General features: G+C 72.8%; 12 protein-coding genes and 1 pseudogene. 8 read left to right on the top strand and 5 right to left on the bottom strand.

The annotated features are described in order from the left end of the window. Positions 1-149: 149 nt before the first annotated feature. Positions 150-917, bottom strand: coding sequence for a MerR family transcriptional regulator (locus tag CR470_RS08585; RefSeq protein WP_097866966.1), 768 nt, complete (start codon positions 915-917; stop codon positions 150-152). Between the two features lie 115 nt (positions 918-1,032). Here CR470_RS08585 and CR470_RS08590 point away from each other — a divergent pair, with 115 nt between their 5' ends. From CR470_RS08590 to CR470_RS08610, 5 genes are all read left to right on the top strand, one after another. Then, positions 1,033-2,001 carry a hypothetical protein gene (locus CR470_RS08590; RefSeq protein WP_097866967.1) on the top strand — a complete coding sequence of 323 codons (969 nt, stop codon included), beginning with the start codon at positions 1,033-1,035 and terminating at the stop codon, positions 1,999-2,001. Then, a complete protein-coding gene (locus CR470_RS08595; protein ID WP_097866968.1) occupies positions 1,998-2,435 on the top strand; it encodes an ABA4-like family protein in 438 nt (145 codons plus the stop codon). Before CR470_RS08590 ends, CR470_RS08595 begins: the two co-directional genes overlap by 4 nt. A 113-nt stretch (positions 2,436-2,548) precedes the next feature. Beyond that, positions 2,549-3,133 (top strand): sigma-70 family RNA polymerase sigma factor, encoded by a 585-nt coding sequence (locus tag CR470_RS08600; protein ID WP_097866969.1) that lies wholly within the window; start codon positions 2,549-2,551, stop codon positions 3,131-3,133. Further along, entirely contained in the window at positions 3,130-3,882 is a 753-nt protein-coding gene (locus CR470_RS08605; protein ID WP_097866970.1) for an anti-sigma factor, read from the top strand. The genes CR470_RS08600 and CR470_RS08605 overlap by 4 nt, the downstream gene beginning before the upstream one ends. A gap of 48 nt (positions 3,883-3,930) precedes the next feature. After that, positions 3,931-5,298, top strand: a complete 1,368-nt coding sequence (locus CR470_RS08610) for a cryptochrome/photolyase family protein (protein WP_097866971.1) — start codon at positions 3,931-3,933, stop codon at positions 5,296-5,298. Between the two features lie 95 nt (positions 5,299-5,393). Here CR470_RS08610 and CR470_RS08615 read toward each other — a convergent pair whose 3' ends face one another. The 4 genes from CR470_RS08615 to CR470_RS08630 form a co-directional block, all read right to left on the bottom strand. After that, positions 5,394-6,197 (bottom strand): DUF1295 domain-containing protein, encoded by an 804-nt coding sequence (locus tag CR470_RS08615; protein WP_097866972.1) that lies wholly within the window; start codon positions 6,195-6,197, stop codon positions 5,394-5,396. 97 nt (positions 6,198-6,294) lie between these two features. Continuing rightward, positions 6,295-7,560, bottom strand: a complete 1,266-nt coding sequence (locus CR470_RS08620; protein ID WP_097866973.1) for an SAM-dependent methyltransferase — start codon at positions 7,558-7,560, stop codon at positions 6,295-6,297. Next, positions 7,557-8,279: a DUF1365 domain-containing protein gene (locus tag CR470_RS08625; RefSeq protein ID WP_179892186.1), complete on the bottom strand. Its 723-nt coding sequence runs from the start codon at positions 8,277-8,279 to the stop codon at positions 7,557-7,559. The genes CR470_RS08620 and CR470_RS08625 overlap by 4 nt, the downstream gene beginning before the upstream one ends. Further along, a complete protein-coding gene (locus CR470_RS08630; RefSeq protein WP_097866975.1) occupies positions 8,276-9,568 on the bottom strand; it encodes an NAD(P)/FAD-dependent oxidoreductase in 1,293 nt (430 codons plus the stop codon). Before CR470_RS08630 ends, CR470_RS08625 begins: the two co-directional genes overlap by 4 nt. 297 nt (positions 9,569-9,865) lie before the next feature. Between CR470_RS08630 and CR470_RS08635 the strand changes: the two genes are divergently transcribed. The 3 genes and pseudogenes from CR470_RS08635 (at position 9,866) to CR470_RS08645 (ending at position 12,139) form a co-directional block, all read left to right on the top strand. Beyond that, positions 9,866-10,513 (top strand): fasciclin domain-containing protein, encoded by a 648-nt coding sequence (locus tag CR470_RS08635; RefSeq protein WP_097866976.1) that lies wholly within the window; start codon positions 9,866-9,868, stop codon positions 10,511-10,513. A gap of 98 nt (positions 10,514-10,611) precedes the next feature. After that, a pseudogene (locus tag CR470_RS08640) lies at positions 10,612-11,572 on the top strand (ADP-ribosylglycohydrolase family protein). Between the two features lie 129 nt (positions 11,573-11,701). Next, complete coding sequence (locus CR470_RS08645; protein WP_097866977.1) at positions 11,702-12,139, top strand: SPW repeat protein; 438 nt, start codon at positions 11,702-11,704, stop codon at positions 12,137-12,139. Positions 12,140-12,180: the final 41 nt, after the last annotated feature.

The following is a 12,180-nucleotide window of genomic DNA, read 5'->3' on the forward strand; positions in this document are numbered from 1 at the left end:
AAGCAGACCACCGGACCCCGTCCGCCGCACCCGCGGCGGGCGGGGTCCGCGCGTCGGGGGGGGGCAGCGGACGAGGCCGCCGGGCCAGGGCCGCAACCCCCGTCCCACCGGGCCGCACACCGGGTCCGTCCGCCGGATCCACCCCGGCTTCAGGCGCCCGGAGGGCTCACCTCCGCACCACCGCCACCAGCCCCCGCACCGCCACCAGCCCCGGCCTCCCGCGCCCCGCGGAGCTCGCCCGCTTCCGCAGCTCCGGAGCCCTCCGGGTCGAGCTGCCCCGAGAGGTTCTGCGGGGACTCGAAGCGCCGGAAGGACGCGTCGATGTGCGCCAGCCGCCGCAGCGCGCCGAACATCGCCTCGCCGAGGACGGTGCCCACGACGACGCTCTCGACCAGGTCCTCGCGGGCCACCCGCCGCTGTACGTAGTCGAGGTCGGCGCGGGCGACCGGCTCGGCGGCATCCGCGTAGACGTCCAGCAGGTCGATGTATCCGTCGTGCCCCGCCCTGCGCAGCGCGGACAGCACTCCCGCCAGCGATTCGGCGGCGGAGCTTTCTTCATCGACCTGCCAGCCCCGCCGCCGCAGCAGTTCGGCCACTTCCTCCCGCGCGTCCTCCAGCTCGGGCCCCGACTTCTCCTCACCGGTCGGCGTGACGCCGTCCGCCGCGATGCCGAGCACCTTGTGCACCGGCTGTTCGGGGTCGTCGATGGCCTCCAGGACCTCGCCGATGCCGGCGAGCGAGAGGCCGCCGACGTCCAGCAGCGCCCGGATCAGGCGCAGTCGGCGCTCGTGCCCGGGGCCGTAGCGCGCCTGGTTCGGGCTGGTCAACTCCCCCGCGGGCAGGAGCCCCTCCCGTAGGTAGTACTTGATCGTCGGCACCGGAACCCCGGACCTGCGACTCAATTCACCGATGCGCACCGCGTGTTCGCCCTTTCGCCCTTGCCAGAAACCACACTCATCATAGATAGTCCCCCTATCGGATAGCGGACAGTGCGGCTATCCATACTGATCGCGTCATCACAGGGGGTCTCTCATGTCGTCATGGCGTTCCTGGCATCGCCCGTTAGTCGTCTTCTCCGCCGCGATGGCCGTTCTGGCCCTCGTTTCCGCCGTGGGCCTCGTGGTCGACGACCGCGTCCTGGTGGGCGCGCCGATCTGGGCGAAGCCGTTCAAGTTCGCCGTGTCCTTCGCCGCGTACGGCCTGACCCTGGCCTGGATGCTGGCCCATCTCACCCGCGGGCGGCGGGCCGGCCGGTGGGCGGGGCACGTCGTCGTGCTGACCAGCCTGACCGAGATGGTGCTGATCACGGTGCAGGTCGTCCGGGGCCGACGCAGCCACTTCAATTTCGCGACTCCCTTCGACGCGGTGCTGTGGGACGCGATGGGGGTGACCATCGTCGTCCTGTGGGCGGCCACCCTGGTGATAGCGGTCCTGCTGCTGCGCACCCGCATCGCCGACCGGGCGACGGCCCTGGCCGTCCGGGGCGGGCTGCTGATCGCCCTGGCCGGTTCGGCCCTCGGTTTCCTGATGGCGCTGCCGAGCGAGAGCCAGCGGGCGGCGGGGAACCTCGACACCGCCGACATCGTCGGCGCGCACTCCGTGGGCGTACCGGACGGCGGCCCGGCCATGCCGCTGACCGGCTGGTCGACGACCGGCGGCGACCTGCGGGCCCCGCACTTCGTGGGCATGCACGCCCTTCAACTGCTGCCGCTCCTCCTGATCGTCCTGGTGCTCCTCGCGCCCCGCTTCGCCCCGCTGCGCGACGCCGGAGTGCGGCTGCGTCTCGTGCGGGTCGCCGCGGGCGGCTACGCGGCGCTCGTCGCGCTCATCACCTGGCAGGCGCTCCGGGGCCAACCGCTGATCCACCCGGACGGGGCCACGCTGGCCGCCGCCGGCATCCTCCTCGCGGCGGTGGCGTACGGAACGTGGAGCACACTGCGCACGACCGCCCACGACCGCCCGTCCCCCCGCACCGCCGACGACAGGGAACCCGTGGCATGACCGGCGCACTGTTCGAGATCACGTACTATCTGGCCGCCCCGTTCTGGCTGCTGATGATCTTCGCCCCCACCTGGTCCGGCACCGCCCGCGTCGTCGCCTCGCCGCTGACCGTGCTGCCCGTGCTCGCCGTGTACGTCGTCATGGCCGTCCCGGTGTTCCCGGAGCTCTGGACGGCGGTGAGCGGTCCGGACATCGACACGTTCCGTGATCTGACGGCCCTGGCCGGCGGAGCGGGGGCCATCTGGGCGCAGGTGATCGCCTGGGACCTGCTGCTCGGGCAGTGGATGTACCTCCAGGGCCGGAAGCTGGGGCTCTCGCCGCTGCTGATGGGGCCGCTGCTGGCCCTGACGATCCTGCTGTCGCCGTTCGGGCTGCTGATCTTCCTGGCCGTCCGCGCCGTCCGCCTGCGACGGCGCGAAAGGCTCGCGGGCTGAGTCGCGCCCTCCCGGGGCCCCGTCTGGAAAGATCGCGGGCATCCGACCAATCCGCACGGTCCTCGGCTCCGAATCACTGCCGGAAGCGACGATCGTCCCGGGAGGAAGCCCGCGTGAAGGAAGCCGTACACATCAGTGGGGCGCCCTCGCCCGGCCCCGATCTCCAGGAGCTCCTGGTGCGGGTGGCCCGGGGCGACCAGGACGCGTTCGCCGCGGTGTACGACGCGGTGAGCGGGCCCGTGCTCGGCCTGGTGCGCAGCGTGCTCCGCGATCCGGCCCAGTCGGAGGAGGTGGCGCAGGAGGTGCTGGTGGAGGTGTGGCGCACCGCGCCCCGCTTCCGGGCCTCCCGCGGCAGCGCGATGAACTGGGTGCTGACCCTGGCCCACCACCGGGCCGTCGACCGGGTCCGCTCGGCCGAGGCCGCCGCCGCCCGGGAGCACAAGGCGGCGCTGCTGGACCGGACGCCCGCCTTCGACGAGGTGTCCGAACAGGTCGAGACCCGGTTGGAGAGAGAACAGGTACGGCGCTGTATGCGCACCCTGTCCGAGCTGCAACGGGAGTCGGTCACCCTGGCCTACTACCGGGGTCTGACCTACCGTGAGGTCTCCGAGCTGCTCGCCGTGCCGCTGGGCACCATCAAGACACGACTCCGCGACGGCCTCATCCGCCTCCGCGACTGCCTGGGGGTGAGCGCATGAACACGGCCGAACTGCACACGCTGACCGGGGCCTATGCCCTGCATGCGCTGCCGGAGCCCGAACGGCGGGCGTTCGAACGGCACCTGGAGGACTGTGAGGCCTGCACCCAGGAGGTGCGGGAGCTGATCGCCACCGCCGCCCGGCTCGGCCTCGCCGTCGCCGAGCCCCCGCCGCGCGAGCTGCGCGAGAGGGTCCTGCGGGAGATCACGACCGTACGCCAGGAGACCCCGGCGCCCGAGGGACGGGCGCGGACCGGCGGGGGCGGGCGCACCGGCCGGTGGTACGCCTACGCGCTCGCCGCCTGTGTCGCCGCGGCCGCCGCGTTCGGCGGGGTCGCGGTCTGGCAGAACCAGGTGGCCCAGGACGCGCGGCAGGAGGCGGACCGGGCGCAGCGGCAGAACGAGCAGCTGGCCCAGGTGCTCTCCGCTCCGGACGCGAAGACCTCCTCGGGCGAGCTGACCGGCGGCGCGCACGGCACCGTCGTCGTCTCGCGGAGTCAGAACCGTGCGGTGTTCCTGGCCTCGGGAATGGAACGGCCGCCGAGCGGCAAGGTCTACCAGCTCTGGTTCAACGACGAGGGCACGATGCGCTCGGCCGGTCTGATGGCCCCGAAGGCGGGCGACGACGCGGTCCTGCTGGACGGGCCGGTGGACCGGGCGTCCGGGATGGGCATCACGCTCGAACCCGCCGGAGGCTCCGACGAACCGACCTCGTCCCCGGTGGCGCTGATGGACTTCCCCACGGCCTGACCCCCGCCTGACCCCTCACCCAGAACCATGCAAGGGAGCGTCTGTTCGATGAGTGTCGCGGTGGTGCTGTTCACCTCCGATCTGCGTCTGCACGACAACCCGGTGCTGCGTGCCGCGCTGCGGGACGCGGACGAGGTCGTCCCGTTGTTCGTCCGGGACGACGCCGTCCACCGCGCCGGGTTCGACGCGCCCAACCGGCTCGCCTTCCTCGCCGACTGTCTGGCCGGTCTGGACGCCGGACTCCGCCACCGGGGCGGCCGGCTGGTCGTCCGCCGGGGCGAGGTCGCCGCCGCGGTGAGGCGGGTGGCCGAGGAGACCGGGGCGGCCTCCGTGCATGTCGCCGCCGGGGTCAGCCGGTACGCGGCGCGGCGCGAGGAGCGGATCCGGGAGGCTCTCGCGGGCGCCGGGTGCGAGCTGCGCGTCCATGACGCGGTGGTCACCGCGCTCGCTCCGGGCCGGGTGACCCCGACGGGCGGCAAGGACCACTTCGCGGTGTTCACCCCGTACTTCCGCCGTTGGGAGGCGGAGGGGGTGCGGGGCACCCTGACCGCCCCCCGCACGGTGCGGGTGCCGGACGGCGTGGCGAGCGACCCCCTTCCGGACCGGGACAGCGTCGAGAACCTCTCCCCCGGTCTCGCCCGGGGCGGCGAGGACGCGGCCCGCAAGCTGGTGACGTCCTGGCTGAACGGGCCGATGGCCGACTACGGGGACGGCCACGACGACCTGGCCGGGGACGCGACGTCCCGGCTCTCCCCCCATCTGCACTTCGGTACGGTCTCCGCCGCCGAACTGGTACACCGCGCCCGGGAGAAGGGCGGGCCCGGCGGCGAGGCGTTCGTGCGGCAGCTGGCCTGGCGCGACTTCCACCACCAGGTCCTCGCGGCCCGCCCCGACGCCTCCTGGTCCGACTTCCGCACGCGCCGGGACCGCTGGCGCTCCGACGAGGACGAGATCAACGCCTGGAAGTCCGGGCGGACGGGCTATCCGCTGGTGGACGCGGCGATGCGGCAGCTGGCGCACGAGGGCTGGATGCACAACCGGGGCCGGATGCTGGCCGCGAGTTTCCTCACCAAGACGCTGTACGTGGACTGGCGGGTGGGCGCCCGGCACTTCCTGGACCTGCTGGTCGACGGCGATCTGGCGAACAACCAGCTCAACTGGCAGTGGGTGGCGGGCACCGGCACGGACACCCGGCCCAACCGGGTGCTCAACCCGGTGATCCAGGGCAAGCGCTTCGATCCGCGGGGTGACTACGTACGGCGCTGGGTGCCGGAGCTGGCGGAGCTGGAGGGGGCCACGATCCACGAGCCCTGGAAGCTACGGGGCCCAGGCCGCGCGGGCCTGGACTACCCGGACCCGGTGGTGGACCTGGCCGAGGCGCGGACCCGCTTCGAACGCGCCCGCGGCCTGGACTGACCGGACGACGACGCGAGGCGACACACGAGGAGGGCCCCGTTCCGCACGCCGCGGACCGGGGCCCTCCTCGATGTGCTCGGTTCCGGTCGATGTGCTCAGGTCCGGCGCGGCGGCCGGGGAAAGAAGCCGCTCGTGCGCGCCACGTACGCGTCGAACCCGGGCCGGTCGGCCATATGACGCTCCAGCAGCGCCGCGCCGCTGCCCTTGGTCAGCAGGAAGCTCATCACCAGCGGGGCGACGACGGTGGCCGCGGCGGCGGCGGGGGCCTGGCAGACGAAGAGGAAGAGGCCCCACCAGACGCAGAAGTCGCCGAAGTAGTTCGGGTGGCGGGTCCAGGACCACAACCCCCGGTCCATGATCTTCCCCTTGTTGGCGGGGTCGGCTTTGAACCGGGCGAGCTGCGCGTCGCCGATCGCCTCGAAGGCCAGACCGACCGCCCACAGGACCGCCCCCGCCCAGGCCCACCGGGCGAGCGGCGCGGTCAGGTACTGCGCCGCCTGCACCGGGAGCGAGACCAGCCAGACCAACGCCCCCTGGAGCAGATACACCTTGCGCAGGGCGTACAGGTTCGGGGCACCGGGCGCCTTGGCCAGCATCTTCGCGTAGCGCGGGTCCTCCCCGTGGCCCCGGCCGCGCCGGCCGATGTGGATCGCCAGGCGCAGCCCCCAGATCACGGTCAGCGCGGTCACCAGGAGCCGGCGGCCGTCGTCGCCGACGCCCGCCGACAGGCCGAAGGAGACCAGGGCGACGGCGGCGAACCCGATGCCCCAGGCGATGTCGACGATCCGGTGCACGCCCTTGTTCAGGGCGACGGCGAAGGTGACGAGCATGACGCCGAGCGCGGCGACGGCCGCGCCGGCGAGCCCGCTCGCGAACGCGGGCCAGGCGAAGCCGCTCATCGGTCCTCCTCCCGGGCGGCGGCCGGCGTGCACCCGTCCCGCCGGGTGACCGGCGTCGCTGAGCAGCCGACCGGGCCGGGCCGTGCGGCGGTCGTGGTCACGCGGACTCCTCGCGGGTCAGAAGCAGTTGCTGCACATCGAGATAGCCGGAGCGGAAGCCCGCTTCGGAGTAGGCGAGGTAGAAGGTCCACATCCGGCGGAAGACGGCGTCGAAGCCGAGGGCGTCGACCTCGGCCGCCCGCTCGGTGAACCTCTCGCGCCACAGCCGGAGCGTCTCGGCGTAGTGCGCGCCGAAGCGGACGCGCCGTGTGGTGCGCAGGCGGGTGTGGCCGGTGGTGATCCGCTCCACGGCCTCGGTGGAGGGCAGGAGTCCGCCGGGGAAGATGTACTTCTGGATCCAGGTGTACGTGGAGCGGCTCGCGCGCAGCCGGTCGTCGGGCATGGTGATCGCCTGGAGGGCGATCCGGCCGCCGGGGGCGAGCAACCGGTCCAGGGTCTCGAAGTAGACCGGCCAGAACTCGTCGCCGACCGCCTCGACCATCTCGACGCTGACGATGGCGTCGTGGTCGCCGGTGACCTGGCGGTAGTCGCTCAGCCGCACCTCGACGCGGTCCGCGTACCCGGCCTCGCGGATCCGGACGCGGGCCAGTTCGCGCTGTTCGGCGGAGAGGGTGACGGTGACGACCCGGGCGCCGCGGGCGGCCGCGCGGATCGCCAGTTCGCCCCAGCCGGTGCCGATCTCCAGGAGGCGGGTGCCCTCGGTGACCCCGGCGGCGTCCAGCAGCCGGTCGATCTTGCGGTGCTGGGCGGCGGGCAGCAGGTCGTGTTCGGCGGGGAAGCCGCGGAAGACGGCGGAGGAGTACGAGAGCGTCTCGTCGAGGAAGAGGGCGAACAGTTCGTTGGACAGGTCGTAGTGGTGGCTGATGTTGTCCCGGGAGCCTTCAGGGGTGTTCAGCTGCGCGGCGGGCCTGCGCGGCGCCCAGATGCCGCGCAGGCGTTGCAGCGACCGGGGGACGAGGTCGGCCGCGTGGTCGGCCAGCACGGTCAGCACGCCGACCAGGTCGGGCGCGTCCCACTCCCCCGCCATGTAGGACTCGCCGAAGCCGATGAGTCCGCTCGCGCCGATCCGCCGGAAGAAGGCGTCGGGGTCGCGGACGTCCAGGAGCGGTCCGCCGAGGCCGATGTCGTCCCCGCCCGCGAGCCTGACACGCAGCGGAAGCCGGCGCAGCGCGTGGCGGACGACGCGTTCGGCGACGGCGGTCCGGGCGCGGGAGGCCCGGGGCAGCGCGACGATGTCGGGCCAGCGTTCCGGGTCGGTCCCGGGGGTGTGTTCTGCCGGCGGCGCGGAGGTGGGCGCGGTCACTGCATGCCTTCCTGTGGGCGGTGCGGGGGTCGGGGTTGCACGGGGAGCCCGCGCAGGTGGAGCCGGATGCCGTGCAGGCGGATCGCGGCGGAGACGAGGGCGGTGGAGAGGGGGTGGCGCAGGGCGAGCCGCACCAGCTCCCGGGGGGCGGCGGGCCGGCGGCTGCCCCGGACGGTCGCGGTGAACGGGCGTGCCCCGTCGCGCTCCAGGTGGATGCTCAGGTCGAGCCGGGGTCCGGGCTCGGGCAGCCGCATCCGGTAGCCGCCGTCCACGGGGAAGAACGGCGAGACGTAGAACTGCTTCTCCGCCACGGCCCGGTCGTTCCCGTCGGGGCGCAGAAGGTAGCCGTGCCGTTCGCCGTACGTGTTGTGCACCTCGGCGACGACGCAGAGGGGGTCCCCGTCGGCGCGGTGGCACCAGTAGACGGTGATCGGGTTGAAGACGTGCCCGAACACCCGGGCCTGGGTGAGCATGGTGACGGTGCCGTCGCCGAGTTCGACGTCCCGGGCCCGCAGGAAGCGCTCCAGGCCGGCCCGGATGGTGGGGGCGGTGCCGCCGAAGTGGTCGCGGGGGTCGAACCGGGCCAACGGCCGCAGGAGGCGCGGCAGCCGGGGCGGCCGGTCGGGGTCGATGAGCCACAGATACGTACGGTGCCGGAACGCGTACGTCGTCGGCCTGTTCCGTACGTGCGTGATGGTGCACGGATAGAGGGCGTTCACCACCTCACCCCCAGGGCCGCCGCGGCCTCGGCCCCCGAACGGCAGCCGTCCTCGTGGAACCCCCAGCCGTGGTACGCCCCCGCGTAGGCGGTGACGGCGCCGGACAGGGCGGGCAGGCGGGCCTGGGCGGAGACGGATTCCGGGGTGTGGACGGGGTGCTCGTAGACCATGCGGGCGCGTACGGAGGCGGGGTCGACGCGGTCGGATCCGTTCAGGGTGACCACGAAGGTCTCGGGCGCGTCGAGCCGCTGCAGCCGGTTCATGTCGTAGCTGACGGTGACGTGGTCGGCGTCGGCGGCGCACGAGGGCATCAGGTAGTTCCAGGAGGCCCTGGCCCCCCGGGCGCGCGGCAGCAGCGCGGTGTCCGTGTGCAGCAGGGTCGGGTTGCGGGTGTACCGGAACGCGCCGAGCGTGCCGCGCTCGGCGTCGGTCGGGTCGGTGAGCAGCCGCAGCGCCTGGTCGGGGTGGGTGGCGATGACGACGGAGTCGTACGGGGTTCTCGTGCCGTCCTCGGTGGTGACCTCGACGCCGTCCGCGTGCCGGGTGATCGCGCGCACCGGGGTCGCGGTGCGCACGGCGGTGAGCTGCTTGACGACGAGGTCGACGTAATTGCGCGAGCCCCCGGTGACGGTGCGCCAGACCGGGGAGCCGCCGACGGCGAGCATGCCGTGGTGGGCGAGGAACCGGAAGAGATGGCGGGCCGGGTAGCGGAGGGCGGTGACCGGGTCGCAGGACCAGACGGCGGAGACCATGGGCGTGAGGAAGTGGGCGTGGAAGTAGGGCGAGAAGCGCCCGCGCCGGGCGAACTCCCCCAACGTCATCCCACTCGTCCCGCCCGCCCCGCCCGCCCCGCTCTCCGGCAGTTCCAGCAGGGCCCGGGCAGCGCGGTGGAAGCGCGGCACCTCGGCGAGCATCCGCAGATAGGGGCCGCGCACGGCGGAGCGCGGCTGTGCGAAGAGTCCGGCCGGGCCGCGCGCCCCCGCGTATTCGAGGCCGCATCCCTCGCACCGTACGGACATCGACATCTCGGACTCCTGGGTGGCGACGCCCAGTTCGCCGAAGAGCCGCAGCAGGTGGGGGTAGGTCCGCCGGTTGTGCACGATGAACCCGGAGTCGACGCGGTGCACCCGGCCGTCGGACGCAGTCAGATCATGCGTGTGGGCGTGACCTCCGACGCGGTCCTCCGCCTCGTACAGCGTCACCTCGTGGGCGTCCCGGAGAACGTGGGCGGCGGTCAGTCCCGCCACTCCGGATCCGACCACGGCCGTCCGCCGTCGTTCCCCTGCCATTCCGGCTCCCTCCGGTCCTTCCGCTGGTCGGAGCGCTGCTGGAGCGCTCCTCACCCTCCATTCGTGGCTGGTGACCGCATGGATTGGTCCGTCATCGGATCTGCTCCGAACGAGTGAATGAGGGCCGGGGACCAATCCGCCGGCCGACCGGCACCGAACCCCTGGTGTGAGAGCGGACCGGCACGACGCGCGGATGGACGGGGCACTTCCGCCCCGGCGGTCCCGCTCGCCTCGCGCCCCACTCCCCCTTTCTCTTTTCTTCTCTTCGCACCAGACCTTCGATCCAGGAGAAACACCATGAACACGCTCCTCTTCCGCCGCGCAGCCGTCGCCGTGTCCGCGGCGGCCGTGCTGCCGCTGGCACTGACCGCCTGCTCGTCGGACGACTCGTCCAAGGACTCGGCGGCAGGCTCGACGCCCAGCTCGGCCGCGCCGGCGAGCCCCTCGGCCGACGATGCGACGACCATGGACGGGCCGTTCGGCCCGGCCTGTTCCTCGGTGCCGAAGGAGGGCGCGGGCTCGTTCGACGGCATGGCACAGGACCCCGTCGCCACGGCCGCCTCGAACAACGAGGCGCTGTCGACGCTGGTGGCCGCCGTGAAGCAGGCAGGCCTGGTCGACACGCTCAACAACGCGGAGAACATCACGGTGTTCGCCCCGACCAACGACGCCTTCGCCAAGATCCCGAAGGCCGACCTGGACGCGCTGCTGGCGAACAAGGCCGAGCTCACCAAGGTCCTCACCTACCACGTGGTGGGCGAGAAGCTGACGCCGCAGCAGCTGGAGAAGGGCTCCTTCGACACGCTGGAGAAGAGCAAGCTCACCACGGCCGGCTCGGGAGTCGAGTACACCGTGAACGACGCCTCGAAGGTCGTCTGCGGCAATGTCCCGACCGCCAACGCGACGGTCTACATCGTCGACACGGTCCTGATGCCCCCGAAGTAGCCCCCACCGGTCCCCCGCGGACGAGGGGCGGGGAGTCACGGCGTGCCGCGGCTCCCCGCCCCTCGTCGTGCGCGGGCGCTGCCTACTAGCCTGACCGGATGACACACCGTGAACCCCTGGGCCGTGGCGACCGCGTGGCCGGAGCCGTGGTCGGGTCCGCCGCCGGGGACGCGCTCGGCGCCCCGTTCGAGTTCGGCCCCGCCGGCGTGTTCACCACCCGCTTCCCGGACGGCGTCGGGGCGTTGTGCGGGGGCCGGCGGCTGGGACCCGGGCGAGGCGACGGACGACACGCAGATGGCCGTGCTGGTCGGGGAGTCGCTGCTGGAGCGGAGCGGCCTGGACCTGCCGGACGTGTTCGACCGGTTCCGGAGGTGGGCCGCGGGCGGGCCGAAGGACATCGGCCTCCAGACCGAGGACGTGCTGACCAACGGCGAACCGTGGGACCTGGCGGCGGCCCTGCACTTCCAGCTCAACGGGCGGGCCGCGGGCAACGGTTCACTGATGCGGGCGATCACGTCGGCGGTGTACTTCGCACGTTCCGGCCGCCCGGCGACGATGGAGGCGGCCCGTAGGATCGCGGCGCTGACCCACGGCGACCGGGCGGCCTGGGAGGGCACCGCGGTCTTCCACGAACTGGTCCGGGTCGCTCTGGCGGGCGAGGACCCGCTCGCCGCCCTCCCCGCGACGCTGGCCGAGGTCCACGCCGACCACCGGGCCCGCTGGGCGACGGTGCTGGCCCCCGACTGGCACCCGGGCCTGGCGACCGAGTTCAACGGCGCGGTGTGGCCCTGCCTGGGCACGGCGCTCTGGGCGCTGCGCACGACGGACACCTTCGAGCGGTCCCTGGCGGCCGCCGTCGACGTGGGCGGGGACACCGACACGGTCGCAGCCGTGACGGGTGGCCTGGCGGGAGCGGTGTACGGCATCGGAACGATCCCCGCCCGCTGGACCGAGCCCCTGCACGTACCACTGCCCGGCTACGGGGACCGCCGGCTGACCACGGGGGACCTTCGCACCCTGGCCGGCCGGCTGGACTCCGAAGGGCCTCGGATCACCTGAGAATCCCCACCAACAACATCGCCCGAAAAGTACACATAAGCGCCGGATAAGAGCACTATGGGGATGAGGGTGCCCGCCGTATCCATCCGCACGGCGGCGGGGCCCGCACGACGAAGGAGACGAGATCTCATGAGCAACGTCTCACACGCGAGGAGTGACATATCGGGCCACCCCGATGCCTCCGAGATGCGTGCGCGGTACGACCGGGTGATGGGCGGTCGCGATGTGGCACTGGTGGACGCGCCGGTGTTCCTCGTCGGCCTCTACTGCGCCGTTTCCCCGTGGGTGCTCCACTTCACGGCCAGCCAGCCGGCCCTGGTCACGCACAACCTGGTGATGGGCATCGCCATCGCGGTACTGGCTCTCGGCTTCACCGTGATGCCGGAGCGCATGTACGGCCTGAGCTGGGCGATCTGCGCCATGGGTGCGTGGATCATCGTGTCGAGCTGGGTGGTGGGCAGCAGCCCGGACGCCGGGATCGTGATCAACAACATCATCGTCGGCGGCTTGACCGTACTGCTGGGCATGGTCTGCGCGGGAGCAGCGGCCAAAACCCGCAGCACCTGACCCCGACGCACCCGGGCAGCCCCGCCCCTCGTTGAGCCCGA

Origin of the sequence: Streptomyces sp. rh34, from assembly GCF_002551245.1 — a bacterium.
GTDB lineage: Bacteria > Actinomycetota > Actinomycetes > Streptomycetales > Streptomycetaceae > Streptomyces.